Below are 20,391 nucleotides of genomic sequence, written 5' to 3' on the forward strand. Positions count from 1 at the left end.
ACGATTATGATGTTTAACCTCAAAAAACCAATGGTTTTCATTTGCCCATTCTCATAACTACACTGAGATATTAAAATATTCAACTAAATAAACACAAAAAACGAGCAGGATAAAGAGAAAGGATAATTATAATTCTTTTCATCGATAAGTGCTACTCAGATGCTTTAACTTACTGAAGTGCATAGAATACCCATAACAAGAAAATCATTTGATGTTATTTCCGCCATCCTGCTCTTTGCAAAGCTACAAGGTTTGCTATTAAAAAATCCCCAAAAACTTCTTCCTCACGACTTTTTCAGGAATCTCTTTATTCACACGCTGATTTTTAACAAGCAACTCCGCATTTTCCTTCAACATATAAACCATATCATTTCCGTAACTCTTCTCTACCTCAGCAAATGCCTCTGCCATCTTAAACCCTCGGCTCGTTACATTATGAGCATCGGAAGCAATAAAATGAGTAAGATTGGCTTCAATCAACTGATGGGAGAACTTTTTAATCTTTTTGCCGAAATAACCGCAAACACTGCCTGCTGTGACCTGTGTTAATGCGCCGTTTTTCACAAACTTGTACAGCATATCCGGATTCTCTATCAGTTCTTGATTTCGTTCTGGGTGAACAATGATTGGAATGAGTCCTTCTGTTTGAATTTCGAACAAAAGCCGTTCTGCATAACGCGGTACATGACCTGAAGGAAATTCAATAAACAAATAGGAGCTTTCTGCTAATGGAAGAATCTTGCCGCCGGCTAGGTAATCCTCAAGAATCTCTCCATATAGGCGGTTTTCCTGCCCAGGTAGAATCTTAAGTGGGACCTCTGCTTTTACCAGTTGTTCATTTAAATCGGAAACTTTTTCTAAGATGGAGTGTTTTTCATTGATGTATTGATGGTTTTGATGATGTGGAGTAGCAATGATTGTTCGTATTCCCTCTTGAACCGCTTCTTTTGCCATTATGATCGAATCTTCAATGGTTTGTGCGCCATCATCGACTCCCGGCAGTATGTGACAATGGATATCAATCACCCTTCACACCCCCTAATATTTGAATATGTAAATATAGAAAAAATAAATAGACTAAAAATTTATAAATTTGAAACCTTTTATAAAAACAATGATTTCAAATGCATCTTTTAATAAAAAAACAATTAATTTGTTGATAATTGTCTGAATAGTTCTTATTCTACAACGAAATCACTATAAAAAGAATCCTTTTTTATATAAATGTTATATCTTTTTTCCTACTATCTATTAAAATTATTTCTATTGATTTTTCAAAAACAAACCTATCATATCATGAATACATGATATTGCTTGTCGAATTTTGTTGTATTGTATTAAGATTTGATGTTTTATGCGAAATACCAACTAGAACACTACTAATTAAACTATCTTTTTGCTCTTCTGTGAAGGGAAAATTACTATTTGGTATTTATTACATGGCAGAAAACTGGGAGAGGTTAGGAAAAAAGACAGTGGAGATCCGCTCCAACTGCCTTTTCTTAAGCCCATTTATCCTATTGATCTAGCTTCTTTGCCATAAATTTCAGCAAATCTTCCCGCAAATCCTCGTGCTGCAAGGCAAATTCAATCGTTGTTTCAATAAAGCCAAGCTTTTCTCCCACATCATAGCGCTGGCCTTCAAATTCATAGGCAAACACACGCTGAATTTGATTCAGTTGCTGGATAGCATCGGTCAGCTGGATTTCACCGCCTGATCCGACCTCCTGCTTATCTAGAAACATAAAGATTTCCGGTGTAAAGATATATCTGCCGATGATGGCCAGATTGGACGGCGCCGTTCCTTGCAAGGGTTTCTCCACAAAGTTTCGGACCTGATAGCTGTGTCCGAAGCTTTCCACGGGATCAATGATTCCGTAACGATGTGTTTCACTTTCAGGAACCTTCTGGACGCCGATGACAGAAGAAAGGGTTTTGTCATGCTGAATCATCAACTGCTTCAAGCATGGTGTTTCGGCCTGTACGATGTCATCTCCGAGCAGTACCGCAAACGGCTCATCGCCGATGAAATTCCGCGCACACCAAACCGCATGGCCAAGTCCCTTTGGTTCCTTTTGGCGGATATAATGGATATCAACCATATTGGCGATATTGCGGACTTCTTCTAACAGCTCGTATTTTTCCTTGCTGATGAGGTTTTGCTCAAGCTCCACCGCATGGTCAAAATGATCCTCAATCGAGCGTTTTCCTTTCCCTGTTACGATAATAATATCTTCGATGCCTGACTGTATGGCCTCCTCGACAATGTACTGAATCGTCGGCTTATCGACAATCGGGAGCATTTCTTTCGGCATCGCTTTGGTCGCCGGCAAGAATCGAGTGCCGAGTCCCGCTGCCGGGATAATCGCTTTACGTACCTTTTTCAAACTCATCTCCCCTTGGATTATTTATTTTCATGCTTTTATTTATCTTATTAATGGTATCATGTTTTATTCTTCTTAGGGGACATGATGGCTTGATTGGTTTCTTATATTTTTCTTTTTTAAACTGACGTTTATTTCATAGTGGTTGGGTAGTTGGTTGGTTGGAAAGTTGGGTAGGAAAAGCGGGAAAGGCACTTCCTATCCAACTAACCCCTAATCAACTATCTTTTCAATGATTCTAGATTTAGAAAACGCTTTCCTTCTATTATATATAGTTGGTTTGTTGGTTGGTGGGATGGTTGGGTAGGAAGAGCAGGAAAGGCACTTCCTGCCCAACTAACCCCTAATCAACTATTTTTTCAATGATTCTAGATTTAGAAAACGCTTTCCTTCTATTATATATAGTTGGTTTGTTGGTTGGTGGGATAGTTGGTTAGGAAAGGCTGAAAAAGCACTTCCTGTCCAACTAACCCCTAGCCAACTAATAACTATCCAACTTTCCAACTCAACGATTTTATTGTGCAAAAATGTTCCGCACTTTTTCCACGACTACTGATGAACCTGTTTCCTGAACTCCTTCGACCATCATGGCAATGAGGAGGGATGGATTTTCCGTATTGTAGGCGACAAACCAGCCGTTTTCGGTGCCTTTTTCTCCTTGTTTTGCTTTCAGCTCAGCGGTGCCGGTTTTTCCTGCTAGAGGCATTCCTGGTATATAGGCTCTATGCGCTGTGCCCCGCGGGTCATTAACGACTTTCTGCAGGATAGCATGGATGTGGGCTGCCTGTTCTTCACTGATGACGTTCTGCTTCCACGCTTTGCCGAGCTCGTTCTGAATCAATAAGGTCGGTTTAATCAGCTTGCCGCTATTGATGAACGGTGTGTAGGTTGCCGCGAGATGGAGGATGTTCATCTCCACCTGTGCCTGTCCATAGCCGGAATCAGCCAAAAGGATGTCTCTGTCCATCGGGCCTGTCTTTGATGGTTGGAGCGGGAAGAGGTATTCTATCTCTTCTTCAAAGCCAAATCCCTTCAGGCCGTCTGCCAGCTTGTCCTTTCCAAGGGCAAGGGCAGCCTGGGCATAATAAATATTATCCGAGTAGAGCAGGGATTTTTCCAAATCTACCGACGTTCCCGGGTCGGTGACTCTTGTGACATAATAGTTTCCCCAGGAAGAATCCTTCTGCCACTGGAGACCTGTCACTTGGATGGCAGCCGCAGGATCAAGCGTTCCTTCTTTGAGACCTATTGCTGCTGTCAGCGGTTTGATGACCGAGCCCGGTGCATAGGTGGCACTGAAACGGTTCAGCAGGGGTTTGAGCGGATTGTCCTGCAGTGCCGTCCATTGCTCGGCTGTCGCTCCTAATGACAACAGGTTCGGGTCAAAGCTTGGCGAGCTGACTAAGCCCAGTGTTTCGCCTGTTTTTGGATGGAGGGCCGCAGCGGTTCCGGCTTGATCAGCAAGCTGCCCGAATAATTTTGTTTGAAGTGCTGCGTCAATCGTCAGCTGCACATTTTCTCCGTCCTTGACTTCTTTTTCTGCAAGAACGGTTTCAGTTCCATCCGCTTTATTTATTTTGATGGTGACGCCATTTTCACCTTTGAGCCTTTCATCAAGTACCTGCTCGAGGCCTCTTTTTCCGATAGAATCATTGGCAGTGTAGCCTTTTCCTTCTCGTTTCTCCAGCTCCTCTGCGGTGATGGGTCCAACATAGCCGATGAGATGGGCGGCCGCTTCCTTCATCGGGTAGACCCGTGCGGCGACCTGTTTCGTGTTGACGGATGGAATGGTTGTTAGGCTGGCCGCAAGCTCACGTTCCTCCAGCGGAAGCTTCTTAATCGGGACGAAATACTCCGGCTTTACCCATGATGCGTTCAGGGCATTGTTGATTTTTTCGGTAGTGATGCCAAGCTGGGTGGAGAGCTGGGTAATGATTTCTTCCTTTTGTTCGCCCATTTCAGCTGGAACGATGCCGACTTCATACACCTGGCCGTTGACTGCGAGCCCTTGACCTGTGCGGTCGATGATTTCGCCGCGCTTGGCTGTGACGGTTGATAGACTGATTTTCGCCCCTTCTTCAAGGTCAGGGAAGATGTAGGTTGTATTCCAGTCGATGGTCCATCTTTCCTCGTTGTTTTTTTCTTCTTTGATGAGTGTGGCTTGATGGTCGAATGCGATTTCTCCGGCGATGCTGTTCATGCTGGCGGAGAAAGGATAGGTCACTTTGTCTTCTTTCGGTTTTTCTTCGTTTTCTGGTTTTTTGAATGTTGCTTTGAGCTCTGCGATTTCCAGGTCTTTGTAGTATTTTTCATAGCGATTGACGAAGTCTTCTTTGCTGATCGACTTTTGTGCTTGTGTTGAGAGGAGCTCATACATGCTAGCGAATTTCTGCTTATTCCAAAGGTTTATGTATTGTGTCATAGTGTCTGCCGGCTCTGGTGCTTTGTTGCAGGCAGTGAGGATTAATAGCATAATTAGTATAAATGCGTAGTAGAGCTTTTTCATTGTTTTGGATCGCCTCCTTGGGTTTAGTGTACCACTAGGGGTGGATTTTAGTTATAGGATTGATTGATGGTTTGCGGGAACTTTGCTTGCTCTGTCTGGATGGGTTTTGTATTCGGACTGAGTTTGGTTGATTTACAGCCAAACTCGGTTGTTGATAAGCTTCATGGGTGCTCGAAAAAGAGAGTACCTTCACTTTTCGGACGTCAATAGGCTTGATAGGTGCCCGAAAAGGAGAGAACCCCCACTTTTCGGGCATCAATACGCTTGATAAGTGCCCGAACAAGAGAGTACCTCCGCTTTTCGGGCATCAATACGCTTGATAAGTGCCCGAACAAGAGAGTATCTCCGCTTTTCGGACATCAATACGCTTGATAAGTGCCCGAACAAGAGAGTATCTCCGCTTTTCGGGCATCAATACGCTTGATAAGTGCCCAAAAAAGAGAGTACCTCCGCTTTTCGGGCATCAATAAGCGCGATAGGTGACCCAAAAGGAGACAATCACCTTAGTTCAGGCGCCTATAAGCTTGATTGATTTCCGCTTCTGCTTTCAGAATGACCCACCCCGGCCATGAGCGCATACTTTTTCACACTGCCAGTAATAAAAAAAGAGACAATCTGTTGCCGGCCTTGAAGCGAGCCTTTTCCAGTCAGTCTCTTGAGATTGTGTATATATATTAGATTATTTTTGTGAAAAGATCATGCGCAAGTCGCCTTCCATGGCCTGCAGAAGTTCTTTTGTGGAGACTCTTTCGTCAGTTTCTCCCTTTTCATACATTTTTTGCAGCAGGTTTTTAAATAGCTGCATTTGCTCTGACTTTTGCTCTTTCAATCCTCTCAACCTTTCTTCATATTCATTTGTTCCCTATTGGGTATCTAAGCTCGTTATTTGTCTAGTTATAGGTAATATGTGTTAAATACACGTATGTGTCTATCATACTCATTATCTAGAAGTTTGGCAATATGTTTCAAAATATTCTAATATCTTACTAATTACCTAATAATTTGACAATTCCTATCAAAATATCTATTATCTCACAAGTCTAATATGGTAGAATAAGATTAAATTATGTGATTTTTGGGGGTATATGTCAATATGGAAAAAATGGTTGCTACTCTTGCCACTGCTGCCTTCCTGTCGACCGCGTTTTCGTCGACAGCGTTAGCCAGTTCCTACACAGTCCAAAAGGGGGACACCCTTTTTAGCATCGCTAAAAAACACGGTACGACTGTTGATCAATTAAAGCAATTAAACGGATTGACATCCAACCAGATTTATGTGAATCAGAAGCTCCAAATTGCAAGTACTGAAACGGCGGCAACAGATACTGCAGTAACGCCGGCTGCTTCCACTCCTGCGCCCGCTCCAGCACCTGCTGTGAATACAGCTTCTGCTTCTTATACGGTTGCAGCTGGAGATACGTTAAGTAAGATTGCCTTTCAGCATGGCATTACACTCGCTGAACTGCGCGCCCTGAATGGAATCTCTGGTGATTTGATTTATTCTGGTCAAGTATTAAAGGTACCTGCAGGAAGTGCGTCTACTGGAACGTCTGCACCATCTTCAGCACCAGCAGCTTCCGGATCGACTTATACTGTTGCAGCCGGGGATACGCTGATAAAGATTGCCAACCGATATGGCGTTTCACTCGCTGAGCTGAAAAGCTGGAACGGGATCTCGGGGTCTCTCATTCATCCAGGCCAGGTGTTGAGTGTAGGAGGTTCTAGCCCTAGTGTGAGTGCACCGCCTGTGGCAGCGCCTACACATTCATCCTCTACACCAACTAATGCAGGAACGTCTGAATATGTGATTAAAAGCGGGGATACATTAGCTAAGATTGCATTACAAGTCGGCTTGAATGTTACGCAGTTAAAGGCATTGAACGGGTTATCATCTGATTTGATTTTTCCTGGGCAAACGTTGAAGATAAGCGGAACCGCCAGCGCCAATGTGCAGCCAGTCACGAACAACAACCAAGATAAGCAAACAAGCGTTGCGGAAACAGCTAATCCAACGATTGCACAGGTGCTTCAACATGCGACCAAGTTGATCGGCACACCGTATGTGTTTGGCGGCAAAACGCCAGCAGGCTTTGACTGCAGTGGTTTTATATATTATGTCTTCAACCAAGCAGGTGAATCAATCACACGCCTATCTGCCGCAGGTTATTACGACCGCTCGTTTGACGTCAGTTCACCGCAGGTTGGCGATTTGGTCTTTTTCAAGGATACATATATTAAAGGAATCTCCCATTTAGGGATTTACCTCGGGAATAATGAGTTTATCCACGCCGGCTCAAACGGTGTCGATATTACAAGTTTAGATAATGTCTATTGGAAAAAGCATTTTGATAGTTTTAAACGATTCTACTAATATATACGTAAAAAGCCCAATCCGTGGGCAGCTGGAAGTCAGCTGTTTGTGGATGGGGCTTTTTATTTTTTGTGATAAAATGAGTAAGTGAAATATCCAGTAACAAAGGATGGATAATACATGATGATCATTCCCTTTATAAAAAGCCCCTTCCTTATAGGAAAGCGCCCGATTATTGAAGATCTGCGGCTGCTGAAGAAGGCTAGAACTTATTGAACTCTAGTCCCCCTTTAATCTAACTAAGAATATTATTCTTTGCTTTTGAAAACAGCCTGAAGCGTTTTTAACCTTTGCAGTACGACTTTCACAAACAATCCCAATAAAATATAACCTAGGAAAGAGTAAATATGTTTCCAATTTAACATGACATAAATACCCAGCCATTGGAAAAGAGTCTCCCCGACAAATGCAGAAAATAATGCAAATATTATAATTCCTAATATGTATGTTTCCCATTTAGGAAACCATTGATAAATCATCATATAAAAAAAGGGAAAAATAGAAAAATCAGCAACTGCCCACATGTCTCTTTCTAAATATGTTAAAGTATATGGATAAGTCCAATAACCTAGTGATGAACCAATTTGGTCTAATATAAAAGCAATATTAGATACAATTAGTCCAACTATGCTTATTTCTATAATCCGAGTTTTATCCACCAATCTCCACCATATAAAAATAGGGATAATCAACACAAAAACTATGATCCACCACTGATAAGTAAAAACCACTTCTTGAATCCAGTAATCCAGCCACAACTGCCGTAAATGCTCATAATGCTTTTCTATTTCTTGAAATTTATCCATGTCGCTGCCTTTTTTATTCCAGTATGCGTCCGCAAAAAAGGACTTATGTAAGGATCTTAACTTTCTTGCCATGCTTCACCTGAACTGGTTATTCAACGAGTATCATTAATGAACTTAAAAGGAACATCAAAGTAAGATATTAAGAAGATGATGATAAATAAAGAAAGGATATAAGCTCTGAATGGTTTATATTGATGCAGTGCAATGACTGAAAACATGGCAATATCAAATAAAAAAGAATACCAAAATGTCCAGCCATTCTGATAGGAGATTCTTCCGAACACATACAATATCCACTCAACAGAAATGTAAATTCCAGACCAAAGCAATATGTATTTAAGTCTTTGAAACCACCTTTCAGGAAAATGGGAAAGAAATAAAAAGATACTAACAGGCATCGTAATTAGAGCATAAACAATCACAACCATTTCATGACCATAAAGAAAATCAGGATGGAACTTCCATAAGGTGTTTTCTTTTACAATATATTCATACAACAAACCGCCCGTAGCGATAAAAAACATACTGGCATGGTGCTCCCTCCAGTTTTTCCAGTTTCCCCACCTAAAGGAAGCCATAAGAGTTAGAATCGCAATAGTGACGTGCATTAAACATACCCTTTCACGTGTTTTAATAACAGTTTTCACTTTTTACTGTAAAATCATGTAAAGGAATCAAACTATTTCATTTTGATAAGCTAGTTAGCAGTCAACTATGTTTCTTTTTTGCACTATTCTGCCTGTTGAACAAGTAAACATTCCATAACTCTTAAGTTATGAAACCTTATAAGACTGTTACAGTCGGTTATATCTTTTTGAGAACATAAAAAGCCGATCCTCTCAAGTTAAGGAATCGACTTTAAATTTATCTAACATTCTAGCTTTCACTCAAATTCTTGTATAGCTATAGGAATTTCTACTGAGGTCGCAAAAGAATTACCTCTAATTATTCCCTTTTTGAATGTTACTTTTATATAATAATTATGATTTAATGGCCGAGTTGGTGGATATAGCACTTCTAGCATTTCAATTGATTCACCGGGATCAAGAAAATACTGGTTAACCATTTGAGGACAGGCCATTACAGTAACCCATTTACTACCTACTTTTACTTGCTCAGCTTCACTTTCAGCGAAAAGATCCGCAGACATTCCTGGATCACACCCATGACCACTTATATATGGAATGGTTTCACTACTTATATTGGTTGCTTTTACTTTTGTATACACCTTCTCATCCGACTGATCTATCATGATTTCAAATTGTATTCCATCCTGTTCGATCGTCTTTTTAACGTTAAATTCAGATTCTCTTGTTTGAAATTTTAATTTCAAAGGCTCCGCTAAATGGGTTCCATTTATAGATTTCACATCTTTAGTAATATATAAATAGTAAGTCTCATTAAAATCATATAATTCTCCTAAACGGAGTTTTACCGATTTTTTATCATCCCAGGGCTCAGTAATGTTTATTCGTTCATTGTCTCTTTCACGGACAACATAAATATTGTCATAAAGGCTTCTCGAGTCTAGTTCGTCATTAAAGTGAATGACCCATTCTTTATCAATATCCACCTCTATGATAGAAGAATCTCTTTCCCATTCCGAAATGGATTCGATAGTCAGCGCTGGCAAACTTCTAAATGAAGGCTCTAGCGCACGTGCCATAAATGCAGAAAACTGACCACGAGTAACAGCAAGGTCAGGACGATAAGTGTCATCCGTATATCCATTTGTAATCCCACTTGCGTAAACGTTTAAAATAGATTGATACGCCTTCATATTTGGCGAAACATCTTTATACGTGTTTGTTAGACTATGAGTTAGTATAAAGGCTCTGTTTAAAAATATTGCCATTTGTCCACGAGTTACAGGATCACTTGGCCGGTAAGTGTCGTCAGAGAAACCAGTAATAATACCTTTTTCAACAGCTGAAGCAATATAACCTGATCCGGTTACGGTGGATGGAACATCTTTAAATCTTGTATTTTTGGGGTCTCCATTTAAATCTAAAGCCCGGCCAATCATTATGGCTGCTTGCGCACGGGTAACCACACTATCTGGATTGAAACTCCCATCCTTAAATCCAGAAATAACTCCCTCTTCTGACAAATACAAGATCTCATCATAAAACCTGTAGTTACTTGATACATCTTTGAATCCAGCTGCTTGTCCTACGACTGGAGCAAACATTCCCACTATTAACATTAACGTTATCAATATAAAGTACTTTTTCAAATGACCCCCTCCTATGATTCTTATTATACAGGAATCCTTCCATCCTATTTATCTTTCATTCAATTATGACCCCTAATGTTTTATGAAAAAGCAATTTAATTTCTTAAGAAAACTGCTTGACTAAACGTAAGAAAAGAGACCGCCAATGACGATCTCTTTTACTTAATTGGGTATTAGTTGACAACTAAAGCTAGTTCCTTATGCTAGGAACTAGCTTATAACCTTTTAATCAAACTATTACATTTGAACTTTCTAATTTATCAATCACTTGTTGTGTTGAAGCAATTTCAGCAATACAAAGAGACAAACTAGTAAGTGTAGCCTTTTGAACCTCTTCTGCTGTCATAGCTCCTGCTCCTAAATCAGGGTGATCCATTGTACCGTTGGCATCTGATACAAAAATGACATTATAGTCCCTAAATTGAGCATCTCTCGCCGTTGACTCACAACACATGTTGGTAACAGTACCTGTTATAATTAACGTTTCCGTGACATAGGGACAGGTCCTGTGTCCCATCCCTTTTTCTTGAATCATACTCTCTTCCTAAAAGCTTCACACGTTTTACCTTAGACCTGAAAAAACAACAAAATTTTCTTATAAATTAACAATGGATTAATAGGCTATTTACATTGTTTATGTATTTTTAAAGTATATCAAATACGAATGAATAGGAAGTGGAGAACATTGAAGAAGAAAACAATCCTGTCATTAAGTGTGCCGTTTGTATTGGCAACTTCTTTGTTTGCAGGTGCTGCCAGTGCAGCCCCAAATGATAACTGGTTGAAAAGCAGTAAAACGGAGTTGAGTGCTCACCGCGGTGCACAAGTGGCCGCTCCTGAAAACACATTAGAGGCAATCACTCAGGCTGGGCTATTAGGATATGGCTTTGTTGAAATTGATGTCCAAAGAACAAAGGACGGCCAATACATATTAATGCATGACAAAACGGTTGACCGCACGACTACAGGCACTGGAGAGGTTAAAAACTTAACCTTAGAAGAAATTCAACGTTTTGCTATTGAAGATAAAGCAGGAAATGTAACAGATTATAAAGTACCTACACTTGAGGAAGTGCTAGATGAAGCTCATAAATACAAGATTGGCATCAATTTTGATGGTTCAAAAGGTGACTGGCATGATAAGGAATTTGTAGATGATATTATGGAAGAAGCTGAAGAGGCCAAAGTATTGAATCATTCATTCTTTGTTCTAAGCAATGATGATATTCGAAATCAATTTAACGAATGGTACCCAGAAGCAACGGTGACCTTCCTTGGAAATGCATTGAAGAATGTAGATGCTGATATTGAAGAATTAAAACAATACGATAACGCCATTTACACCACATCTATTAAAAATGTCGATGCAGAAACGGCCAAAAAGATTAGAAAAGCAGGCCTTAAACTCCATGTATACTCCGTCAACACTGCTGAAACCTATGCAAAAGCGAAAAGCATTCATCCTCGATTGATTGAAACAGATGTGATTGTCCCTTAATTTTATGGCTAGCATTCATCTATAAGACAAGGATTCCCTGCTTAATGGGACTATAAGAAAAAGACAAAATCTCGTCCGTTCATTGTGAATGGGCGGGATTTTGTCTTTTTACACACGACTAGGCCTAAGAACAGGGACAGTAACGCAGTACATTTCATTGTTTTTCATTCAGTATTTTTTACTGATTAGGATGTTATTCGATTTCTTTTTTACTCCTCCAACTGCTCGAACAAAGCCAGCCTCTTATTTCTTATTCAATCGCTTTCCATTCTAACAAGAGTACATTAGCGTCAGAACCTGGTCTATATATTCTGATAGAGTAACCTGACTGGGCGAAGTCCTTTGTTACGCCTTGATTGTCTCTGACGGACCTTAGATTGGCCTCTATTTCTTTGCGGTCTAGTGGGATGGTTTGGATTGTATCGATAATATCGACATATAAATTAAAGATTCTTTCGTCTGTTGCATGGAAGAGAGTGAGAGCGGGACATAGGGACAGGTACAGTGATTCAGCTAACCATAACGGCCAGCACTTCCTTCATATAAAAAGCCCAATCCGTGGGCAGCTGGAAGTCAGCTGTTTGTGGATTGGGCTTTTTTTAATTAAATATGCGATTTCTAGATTATCGATGGTAGAATCATATAATCAGAACTTATTCTAACTAGAAAGGTGTGATTAGAATGGAAAACTATCTTCTATTTGTCCTTATGTGCTCTTTACTCATTCTTTTACCAGGTCCCGATACGGCCATTGCTACAAAAAATACGGTTACCGTTGGAAGAATTGGGGGGCTGAAAACCGCTTTAGGTACTTGCTGCGCTCTTTTAATCCATACGTCTGCTGCTGTATTAGGACTTTCCGCACTCATTGTGAAGTCCGCCTTATTATTTTCGGTCTTCAAATATGTTGGTGCCGTTTACTTAATGTATCTCGGTGTGAAGACATTATGGTCTTTGAGGAAAAAGGACACAGCAGCAAGCGTTGAGGTTCACACAAAGAGTCGGTTTAAAAACGCCTCTTGTTTTAAGCAAGGATTTCTGACCAACCTCTTAAATCCGAAAGTGGCTGTCTTTTTCTTAACCTTTTTACCCCAATTCGTCGAATCTGGCAGCAGTTCCTTTATCCCGTTTCTGCTAATGGGGATTACTTATACGGTATTAACGGCCGTATGGTTCTTACTGTATGTCTACTTAATTCATCGAATTAGTGCGTTTATGAAGAAACCGAAAACACAAAGGATGATTGAAGGGATTACAGGCGCTATCTTGATTGGTTTTGGGTTGAGATTGGCTCTGGAAAAGGCCCATCACTAGATTTTTTATGTAAAAGGCTCTGTTACATTTTAATGTTGATTTTAAATAAACTAATCGGAACTCCGATTTTTGTGGAGTTCCGAATTAGTCAATCCCAATAGTTAAAGATGATTTGTCCTATCGTTTCAGGCTTCCAATAAGCAATTTGTTCCAATTCAGCACTATTTAATTCCGTTTGCTTTAAAAGATGTTGATTTAAAGGAGCATGTAGTTCTCCTGTACCTATGACTCGATAGAATGATGAAAATATCTCATAGAGAACAGGTTTGTTGATAAATTTTATGTTTCCAACTTCAACTACTGAGGCGAATGCAAGATAAGGATAATGTTCATTAAGCAGGATATAAAACCGATTACCTGCAATCTCAACATGAGCATAATAAAAATTTGATGGGTATTGAGGCGTAATAAAATCTATTACTTTTCCACTGTTACAAGAAGCAAAGTCGAAGCATAATCGCTTGAATTGTTTCCCATCTACTTGTGGGGGGTTATTGACTTTTGAATCATAAAAACCAGTTACTCCATTAGGAAGTTTCATCCTGTGTTCACCATCCGTTACACAATGAATTTAGATAAACGCAAACGATTATAAGTATCCGTCATTTCAAATACAAATGATGATAAAAGAAATTCTTTTATATGGTGTTTTGTGCTTTTGTTACTACAGCTATCTACAAATAGGAACCAAGCAAGGTATTTCGTAGCCACACCTTTAAAACCTTCTATCCACCTTTTCATTCGTGAATGAAGACCATTGACATTTTGAAATCGAAGGGTCTCTCTTTATCAATGATAGCTGCTTTGGGGTTGCTTGATGACTCAGCGTCCTTTGTCCTTTCCATTCCCTAAAAGTCAGTAATAGCAGCTCTAGCCCGCTGGCATTCTCAGCTCTTCACCGCTTGCAATCCATTCGTCGGCCACCTCTTGTGCCATTTCTAAATGAACTCTATTAAACCACTAGTATAGAAACTTTATAAACTGGAAATCATGTATTCATTAACAACGTTTAAATGAATGTGAGGTTTCTAAGTATGCATGTCATTCATATTAACCCGGATAATTATATTGATCTCGATGATCAGGGGAATGAAAAGGCAAAACATAATCAAAATGCTGTGAAATCCGGTTGGATTGTTATGAGACCGTCTGGAAAACTCAACAAAACTTCCATCTATATTTGCCCAAAACCTAGTTTTTATTATCGGGACAGTTTTGCTGATTTGCTAACAAGGACACTCTTTACAGAATTCCCTGATGAAAGTGGTTTTTACACGGAAGTAATTAGTGGCATCATACAATTTCTAACCAATCGAATGCCCCATTATCAACTGATTAATTTAACGCATAAAGATCAATGTGCTCGATGCTTTAACATTAAAAAATTTGTAAAAGAAAGAGACTATCATTATCAGCAATGTGATGAGTATATCACTTTCAATGAACCTCTTTGCACCTGGTGTTCTAATCATTTACTCACGCTTGAAAAGAAAAAGATACTCAAAGCTTTTAAAATCAAGCAAAAGGAAGAGGAAGAAAGAAAACAACAAGAACATCAAAGGTTACTACTTGAGAAAGCTCGTTTGTATCATACGCCTGTTCATGATCTTAATCAGATAACAGGATTCGAATTCGAGGAACTTGTTGGCCAGCGTATTTTACCGAAAGTTGGATATACCAATATTGAAATCACAAGAAAGACCAGTGATTATGGTGTCGATATTATTGCCACTTCTTCTTCTGGAAAAAGAACTGCCTTCCAATGTAAACGGCATAAAGCGAAGGTAGGAATGAAAGCGATACAAGAAATCTATACGGCTATGACTATTTTTGACTGCACAGAAGCTATTGTTGTTACTAATTCTACGTTCTCTGACCAGGCAAAATCAGTAGCTCCAAAACTTCAAGTTGAATTATGGGATAAACATAAACTTCTAGAAATCTTATAAAGTTTTCAATTACTCCAAGCGGACATCCCTTATTTTTTCGAGGTCATTGAAAAGGGCAAAACTGGATCTCGCCTATTAAAATAGTATACGGCACTAAAAAACATGAAGAAGAAAAGTCGACTTCTGTGTGTAAAATCGACTTTTCTTCTTTATTTTTAACTGCTGCTGTTCATACAAAGAAGGTACAGCCCCAGAATTTCATGGTTTTATCCTTGTGATGTGTTACTGACTAGAATGTTATTCGATGTCTTTTTTACTCCTCAAACTGCTCGAAATAAAGCCAGCCTCTTCTTTCTTATTCCATCGCTTTCCATTCTAACAAGAGTACATTAGCGTCAGAACCTGGTCTGTATATTCTTATCGAGTAGCCTGACTGAGCGAAGTCCTTTGTTACTCCTTGATTGTCTCTGACGGCCCTTAAATTGGCCTCAATTTCTTTGCGGTCTAATGGGATGGTTTGGATCGTATCGATGATATCGACATATAAGTTAAAGATTCTTTCGTCTGTTGCATGGAAGAGAGTGAGGAACTGATAACCCCTGTTGTTCGGGATGAACGTAGCAAAGAGAGAGAGCTCTCTTTCTCCTGAAAATACTTCTACCATATCATCGCCTGGTTCAGCCTTTATATTGGCACCCTGGTGAAGTTCGTTAAAGTTGGAAATGAGAGGTTTTATATCATGCCATAATTGGGTTTTGTAAGGATTTTGCGGTTGTGGCGGCGGACTCGATTCTGTTTGGATAGGTGTCCATACTAATCCATCTTCAAACATCCGTTTTCCAAAGATATTCTCTGTACGATAAAGGAAGGTCACTGCTTGGGCTCTGGTTAAGGTCTGTTCAGGGTGGAATATGGATGGTTCGTTTGCGGTGATTCTATGGTCATACAAGTACTGGATCGCTTTTTCCTCGGAAAGTAATACTCCGCCTACTAATGAGCCCAGTAATTTGGCTAGATGCCCTCGGCTTATATGGATATTTCCATTGTGGTCATCTGCTGAGCCTATTGTTGGGAGGTTATAACTATCAGCCAAGTAGTAGGGCATTTCTGCAAACCACCTATCATAGATATCACTCTTTTGAATTAACGTATGTGGGTCTATGTAGCGCATGAACATCGTAACAAACTGAGCTTCTGTTACTGTTCCATATGGGTTTAAATGGGACGTGTCTGTACCTTTTACGATTCCCTGTTCTACCGCCCATTTCATGGCATCTGCCCAATAGGCGTTTGGTTCAAAATCTACGTATGGAGTTATTTGCCCCGTTTGGATTGGATTATTTTGTACGTATACCTTTTCTTGTGGTGCAGCCATGCCTGTTAATAATAATCCGGCTACCCCTAACGCAATGATTGATTTTCTCAAATAGACCCCTCCACTGTTCGCCATCTACTACAAGTCTATTATATAACGCTTACCAACATTTTGTTAGATAAAAAGTTTAAAATTGTTCTATTTTAAGAACAACAAAACCCTCTTTTGAAAACCTTTATGCGGACAAAATTAGGTTTAAATATTAATCATTTTACAAGTATCTCTATTACGTTAAAAAATAACTTCGCTCCATGGTCAGAGCAAACGTCAGGAATGCTTCAACACACCATCTGGAACACTTTAGAAAACGAAGGGTTTGGCGCATCGCTGCAGCACTACAATCCGCTGATTGACGAGGAAGTTAAAGAAACATGGACTATTCCAAGCCATTGGAAGCTTATTGCCCAACTGCCATTTGACAAGCCAACTGCTCCTCCGAATGAGAAACAGTACCAGTCGCTTGAAGAACGTGTACTGGTGTTTAAATAAGGATTTTTTAGAGAGGAGATCATCGTTTTTGACAGTCTTTTTTTAGATTGAGATGGGTTTTACTATATTTTTGTTGGTTTTGTTGGTTTTCATTGAATACCCAACACAAATTCAACTATAATAAGAATAGGAGGTGATCATTTCATGATTAAAGAGCGTGAAGAAGAAATTTTGTGGGATACTGTCACAATATTAAAAGAGCAAAATCTTTTTGAAAATGCCTCGGTCTTATTCAAAACTCTTATTGAAAGAACCTTTTTGACATTAAAACTACCAACAAAGTTTTTAGAAGACATCAAAATTGATTTGCCCTCTAATGAAGTTGTAAACCTTATTCGTATACTTGATAAGAAAATCTATCAATCCTTAAAAAGCAGCGATACAACGCTGGCCTATGAATCATTCGTGGAATACATTCTAAAATTATCAGAAATTGTTCCTGAAACAGACGGGAAAAAAATTATAGCTAAAATTTTAGCAGAACAAACACAAAACTATAACGAGAATCATATGGCAGTAGCCGAATTGACTATACCGATTACAGTAGAACATACTGAAGCCTACACATCTACAGAAGCGGCTGAGATCATTGGTGTTACTGATCAGACTATTCGGCGCTGGTGTGAAAAAGGGAAATATCCAGGTGCCTTTCAAACCGAGGGCCGTCATTGGAGGATTCCAAAGAAGTATTTTAAGATTTCCATTGAGGAAGCGCGAAAGCGGAAAGCTTTTGAACAGGAATTAAATGAATTTAATGCTCAATATGGGGAGGCAAATGAAGATGAATTCCTCTAATCCTGCCTCCCCTATTGTTTTATTTGATACAACAGTACTTTCTCCAAGCCAAAGTTCCTGACGTTTTCCCATACTTATAACGCCTGCCAATGTCCTGCTTTGAAAAGCCACCATCAACTGACAGCCAGCCTCTTTCCTCCCTTCCACATCCGCTTTTACTCCCTTTCCATCCTGTTTCTTTTCCCTTTTCGAGTTCTATTTACCTTCGTAAAGGAATAGCAATAGGACAGAGCTGTTTTTATCTAAAAATGATAATGATAACAGGATGATCTAAGATTATAAAAGGAGTTGGTATAGGATGGTTGATACTTTCAAGCTGTTTTATCAGGGATTCCCGAATTTGAACAAGGCGCAGGGCAACTTTGGAGATATGTTCGCTTTGAATCAACAGTATATGCGATGGACTGAAGAGATGTTAGGCATGTTCCAGCCAGGAAGTTTGTGGGGAAGCGGCAAAAATGATTATTGGAATTTTTGGACGAACTATTTCAATCTTTTTCAAAAGTCAGCCTTTGGGTGCCCGTATTCCACATTCGATGCGTATCAGCGGTGGTATGAGGCCTATTTTGAAAAATACAATGAAATCTTCCAGGGCTGGCAGCAAGAACATACGGTGCGGACAACCCCTGTTGCACAAGAGAAAAACTATCCGGCTGACTGGAATGAAGAAAAAGAAATGCTGCTTATTCGATCGGTTATCGATGGCACGAAAGAGGCCCAAACGCTCTCCTCTATCTTCGAAGCAGTGGGTGAGGAAATCGGTATTTCGCCTGCTAGATGTTCGACTTATTGGTACACAAAAGTCGATCAACGCTACAGGGATCTTGTCTATCAGATTAAGCAGGAGCAGGCCAAAAACTGGACAGAAGAAGAGGAAGCCTTATTGACAAAAATCGTAACGGAGGAGTATCCTCATTTGTCTGTGTTCCAGACGATTCCTATTGCAAGCACAAGGTTGAAACGCCATAAATCGGATGTTCAACGAAAGTGGTTTTCCCTCCAGAAAAAAATCAGACCGGGGATAAGCCCAATGAGTTGAACAGTAAGCGGTACATAGGGACAGACACCTTGACCCGGCAAACGATAAAAACTAGTGTCTCTAGGTCCCCTGATAATTGAATCAAATGAGCTGGTTAGAGGATGGTAATGCTAGCTGGTTGTTGCCGCAGACCTTATAGTTGAAAGACAAAAAACGCTTGGCAGCAAGCGTTTTTTGTTTGTTTGTCAATCCTGTTATTTATGCTTTTTCTTGTCTTTCTTTTTGTCTTTTTTCTTCGGTTTTGGCTTCATTGGTTTCTTGTGCTTCTTAGGTTTTTTATGCTTCTTCGGTTTTGGTTTCATTGGCTTCTTGTGTTTCTTAGGTTTTTTATGCTTCTTCGGTTTTGGTTTCATTGGCTTTTTATGCTTCTTCGGTTTCTTATGCTTCTTCTTGTGCTTGTGCTTGCCTTTTTCGTCTTTTTCATCTTTTTTCTTATTGTCCTTCATTTCATCACTCATTTGCATCTCTCCTTTCATTAAAGTCTTTATATCTTATTAGGACAGGCAATGATTGGTAACGGCCATTCTATTGATTAAATGTCTTATATTTGGAGAAATGATTAAGAAAGGTGAAGAAGCATCTGAAACGATGAGAGTAGAGGCAAAGGCTCTGAAGGAACACAACTAAAACCATGCAGCATTTTCTTAAAGGAAAAGACAAAAAACGCTTGGTGTGAGCGTTTTTTGTTTGCTTCTATGCTTTTATTTAAACCGCTGTATCATGAATGATCCTCATTATCTGCTGGCCTGGAGGATTCCGCCAGTTTCATTAAATAGTAGCGCTCCTCTCGATACATATGGTCTGCCATTGGTGCGGTGAAGATGCTTAGCACCTCGGCGCTTACCTCCCATTCCTCCAGCTCTTTTAAAAAGGTCATAAATAATTTCATTTCCACTTCGACGTCATGTGTAAATCGGTTCAGTGCGGGAAAGTGATGGACGTTCGTGCGCAGGTAGCCGGTGAGTTCAACCGCTTTTAGATAAAATTGTTCAAAGTGTTTCATAAAGGTTTTGCTTTGTTTCTTCAGCTTGTTTTCCACGGCATCCATTTGGTCATTGATGGCTCCAGCATGACCGGCCGCATCCACTAGCCAAACTAAATGATGGTGCAGCTCGTGACATACCGGCGGTTCCTGCCCCTGCTTAAGGCAGCCTACTATTCGCTCGTATTCTTCTAATTCGTTCACCATATGATTAACGAAAGTCGGTGTAAGGTGGATGCCCATTTGGCCTGTGAGATGCCTTTTAATGATGGAAAGCTTAAAGGCTTTTAATTGGCTGACCGGTTCTTCCACCGTTTTTGAAAAAGTAACGGCATTGGATGGATTGATGGATTGGGCCTGCATGTGGAGCTGATCAAACAGCCTGATAAAGTGATTGGCTTTGGCAATGTCCTCCTTCTGTGAAGGATAAAGCGAATCATGAATAAAGCGGGAATGGTCTGCAAGGACCTGGAGCCAAAATTGGTGCTCAAAAACGGCTGTCTGTATGTGATTGCTCATATGAGGTATTCCTCTCCTTTCATACTGACTTTTTCCACTTTATTCGGGAGTAGAGGGGTTTATTAGTAGGTTTCTCTAGTTTGGTATGGTTAGGTGGAGCATCGTGCTTGCTTTCTGACAGGGTTTTGGGTTTTGTGGGTTGTCTTGTCAGAATCTGGTCTTCTTTCTGACAACGTTCCGGATTTTTG

18 protein-coding genes and 2 pseudogenes are annotated in these 20,391 nt (G+C 39.9%); 7 read left to right on the forward strand and 13 right to left on the reverse strand.

The window, feature by feature from the left end:
- Positions 1–258: 258 nt before the first annotated feature.
- The 4 genes from F4V44_RS24495 to F4V44_RS27650 form a co-directional block, all read right to left on the reverse strand.
- A complete protein-coding gene (locus tag F4V44_RS24495) occupies positions 259–1,026 on the reverse strand; it encodes a tyrosine-protein phosphatase (protein WP_150442634.1) in 768 nt (255 codons plus the stop codon).
- Positions 1,027–1,517: 491 nt separating this feature from the next.
- Entirely contained in the window at positions 1,518–2,387 is an 870-nt protein-coding gene (galU, locus tag F4V44_RS24500) for a UTP--glucose-1-phosphate uridylyltransferase GalU (RefSeq protein ID WP_150442635.1), read from the reverse strand.
- Positions 2,388–2,898: 511 nt separating this feature from the next.
- Positions 2,899–4,890, reverse strand: a complete 1,992-nt coding sequence (locus F4V44_RS24505; protein WP_150442636.1) for a penicillin-binding transpeptidase domain-containing protein — start codon at positions 4,888–4,890, stop codon at positions 2,899–2,901.
- 679 nt (positions 4,891–5,569) lie between these two features.
- Positions 5,570–5,719: a hypothetical protein gene (locus F4V44_RS27650; protein WP_191090846.1), complete on the reverse strand. Its 150-nt coding sequence runs from the start codon at positions 5,717–5,719 to the stop codon at positions 5,570–5,572.
- A 246-nt stretch (positions 5,720–5,965) separates the two neighbouring features.
- Here F4V44_RS27650 and F4V44_RS24515 point away from each other — a divergent pair, with 246 nt between their 5' ends.
- A complete protein-coding gene (locus F4V44_RS24515) occupies positions 5,966–7,261 on the forward strand; it encodes a C40 family peptidase (protein WP_191090847.1) in 1,296 nt (431 codons plus the stop codon).
- A 248-nt stretch (positions 7,262–7,509) separates the two neighbouring features.
- On the opposite strand, the gene F4V44_RS24520 is transcribed toward F4V44_RS24515, so the two are convergent.
- From F4V44_RS24520 to F4V44_RS24535, 4 genes are all read right to left on the reverse strand, one after another.
- Positions 7,510–8,067: a CBO0543 family protein gene (locus tag F4V44_RS24520; protein WP_150442637.1), complete on the reverse strand. Its 558-nt coding sequence runs from the start codon at positions 8,065–8,067 to the stop codon at positions 7,510–7,512.
- 92 nt (positions 8,068–8,159) lie between these two features.
- Complete coding sequence (locus F4V44_RS24525) at positions 8,160–8,675, reverse strand: CBO0543 family protein (RefSeq protein WP_150442638.1); 516 nt, start codon at positions 8,673–8,675, stop codon at positions 8,160–8,162.
- 275 nt (positions 8,676–8,950) lie between these two features.
- Positions 8,951–10,303, reverse strand: a complete 1,353-nt coding sequence (locus F4V44_RS24530; RefSeq protein ID WP_150442639.1) for an S-layer homology domain-containing protein — start codon at positions 10,301–10,303, stop codon at positions 8,951–8,953.
- Positions 10,304–10,532: 229 nt separating this feature from the next.
- The gene (locus F4V44_RS24535; protein WP_223882027.1) at positions 10,533–10,838 is read right to left on the reverse strand and encodes an isochorismatase family protein; all 306 of its coding nucleotides are present in this window, start codon (positions 10,836–10,838) and stop codon (positions 10,533–10,535) included.
- 150 nt (positions 10,839–10,988) lie between these two features.
- Here F4V44_RS24535 and F4V44_RS24540 point away from each other — a divergent pair, with 150 nt between their 5' ends.
- Both F4V44_RS24540 and F4V44_RS24545 read left to right on the forward strand, forming a co-directional pair.
- Positions 10,989–11,801, forward strand: a complete 813-nt coding sequence (locus F4V44_RS24540) for a glycerophosphodiester phosphodiesterase (RefSeq protein ID WP_191090848.1) — start codon at positions 10,989–10,991, stop codon at positions 11,799–11,801.
- Positions 11,802–12,482: 681 nt separating this feature from the next.
- Positions 12,483–13,115 (forward strand): LysE family translocator, encoded by a 633-nt coding sequence (locus F4V44_RS24545; protein WP_150442641.1) that lies wholly within the window; start codon positions 12,483–12,485, stop codon positions 13,113–13,115.
- Positions 13,116–13,203: 88 nt separating this feature from the next.
- On the opposite strand, the gene F4V44_RS24550 is transcribed toward F4V44_RS24545, so the two are convergent.
- Together F4V44_RS24550 and F4V44_RS24555 are read right to left on the reverse strand one after the other, a co-directional pair.
- Positions 13,204–13,656, reverse strand: coding sequence for a hypothetical protein (locus tag F4V44_RS24550; RefSeq protein ID WP_150442642.1), 453 nt, complete (start codon positions 13,654–13,656; stop codon positions 13,204–13,206).
- A 17-nt stretch (positions 13,657–13,673) separates the two neighbouring features.
- A pseudogene (locus tag F4V44_RS24555) lies at positions 13,674–13,883 on the reverse strand (IS1595 family transposase); the annotation flags it as partial.
- A 266-nt stretch (positions 13,884–14,149) separates the two neighbouring features.
- On the opposite strand from F4V44_RS24555, the gene F4V44_RS24560 reads away from it, so the two are divergent.
- Entirely contained in the window at positions 14,150–15,064 is a 915-nt protein-coding gene (locus F4V44_RS24560; protein ID WP_191090849.1) for a restriction endonuclease, read from the forward strand.
- A 295-nt stretch (positions 15,065–15,359) separates the two neighbouring features.
- Here F4V44_RS24560 and F4V44_RS24565 read toward each other — a convergent pair whose 3' ends face one another.
- The gene (locus F4V44_RS24565; protein WP_191090850.1) at positions 15,360–16,430 is read right to left on the reverse strand and encodes an S-layer homology domain-containing protein; all 1,071 of its coding nucleotides are present in this window, start codon (positions 16,428–16,430) and stop codon (positions 15,360–15,362) included.
- A gap of 183 nt (positions 16,431–16,613) precedes the next feature.
- Between F4V44_RS24565 and F4V44_RS24570 the strand changes: the two are divergent.
- The 3 genes and pseudogenes from F4V44_RS24570 to F4V44_RS24580 form a co-directional block, all read left to right on the forward strand.
- Positions 16,614–16,868 (forward strand): annotated as a pseudogene (locus F4V44_RS24570) (nitroreductase family protein); the annotation flags it as partial.
- A gap of 144 nt (positions 16,869–17,012) precedes the next feature.
- Complete coding sequence (locus F4V44_RS24575) at positions 17,013–17,663, forward strand: helix-turn-helix domain-containing protein (RefSeq protein WP_150442645.1); 651 nt, start codon at positions 17,013–17,015, stop codon at positions 17,661–17,663.
- A gap of 298 nt (positions 17,664–17,961) precedes the next feature.
- A complete protein-coding gene (locus tag F4V44_RS24580) occupies positions 17,962–18,702 on the forward strand; it encodes a hypothetical protein (protein ID WP_150442646.1) in 741 nt (246 codons plus the stop codon).
- A gap of 194 nt (positions 18,703–18,896) precedes the next feature.
- Here the strand turns inward: F4V44_RS24580 and F4V44_RS27655 are convergent, their stop codons facing one another.
- On the reverse strand, positions 18,897–19,160 hold the full coding sequence (locus F4V44_RS27655; RefSeq protein ID WP_191090851.1) for a hypothetical protein: 264 nt from the start codon (positions 19,158–19,160) through the stop codon (positions 18,897–18,899).
- 260 nt (positions 19,161–19,420) lie between these two features.
- Positions 19,421–20,203 carry a DUF2935 domain-containing protein gene (locus tag F4V44_RS24590; protein WP_150442648.1) on the reverse strand — a complete coding sequence of 261 codons (783 nt, stop codon included), beginning with the start codon at positions 20,201–20,203 and terminating at the stop codon, positions 19,421–19,423.
- Positions 20,204–20,391: the final 188 nt, after the last annotated feature.

Origin of the sequence: Niallia endozanthoxylica (assembly GCF_008710145.1) — a bacterium.
GTDB classification, from domain to species: domain Bacteria; phylum Bacillota; class Bacilli; order Bacillales; family Cytobacillaceae; genus Bacillus_BD; species Bacillus_BD endozanthoxylica.

Coding starts and splice junctions, on each gene's coding strand:
- F4V44_RS24505 (WP_150442636.1), bottom strand. CDS start 4,890: ATGAAAAAGCTCTACTACGCATTTATACTAATTATGCTATTAATCCTC.
- F4V44_RS24520 (WP_150442637.1), bottom strand. CDS start 8,067: ATGGATAAATTTCAAGAAATAGAAAAGCATTATGAGCATTTACGGCAG.
- F4V44_RS24525 (WP_150442638.1), bottom strand. CDS start 8,675: ATGCACGTCACTATTGCGATTCTAACTCTTATGGCTTCCTTTAGGTGG.
- F4V44_RS24535 (WP_223882027.1), bottom strand. CDS start 10,838: ATGATTCAAGAAAAAGGGATGGGACACAGGACCTGTCCCTATGTCACG.
- F4V44_RS24545 (WP_150442641.1), top strand. CDS start 12,483: ATGGAAAACTATCTTCTATTTGTCCTTATGTGCTCTTTACTCATTCTT.
- F4V44_RS24550 (WP_150442642.1), bottom strand. CDS start 13,656: ATGAAACTTCCTAATGGAGTAACTGGTTTTTATGATTCAAAAGTCAAT.
- F4V44_RS24560 (WP_191090849.1), top strand. CDS start 14,150: ATGCATGTCATTCATATTAACCCGGATAATTATATTGATCTCGATGAT.
- F4V44_RS24575 (WP_150442645.1), top strand. CDS start 17,013: ATGATTAAAGAGCGTGAAGAAGAAATTTTGTGGGATACTGTCACAATA.
- F4V44_RS24580 (WP_150442646.1), top strand. CDS start 17,962: ATGGTTGATACTTTCAAGCTGTTTTATCAGGGATTCCCGAATTTGAAC.
- F4V44_RS27655 (WP_191090851.1), bottom strand. CDS start 19,160: ATGAGTGATGAAATGAAGGACAATAAGAAAAAAGATGAAAAAGACGAA.
- F4V44_RS24590 (WP_150442648.1), bottom strand. CDS start 20,203: ATGAGCAATCACATACAGACAGCCGTTTTTGAGCACCAATTTTGGCTC.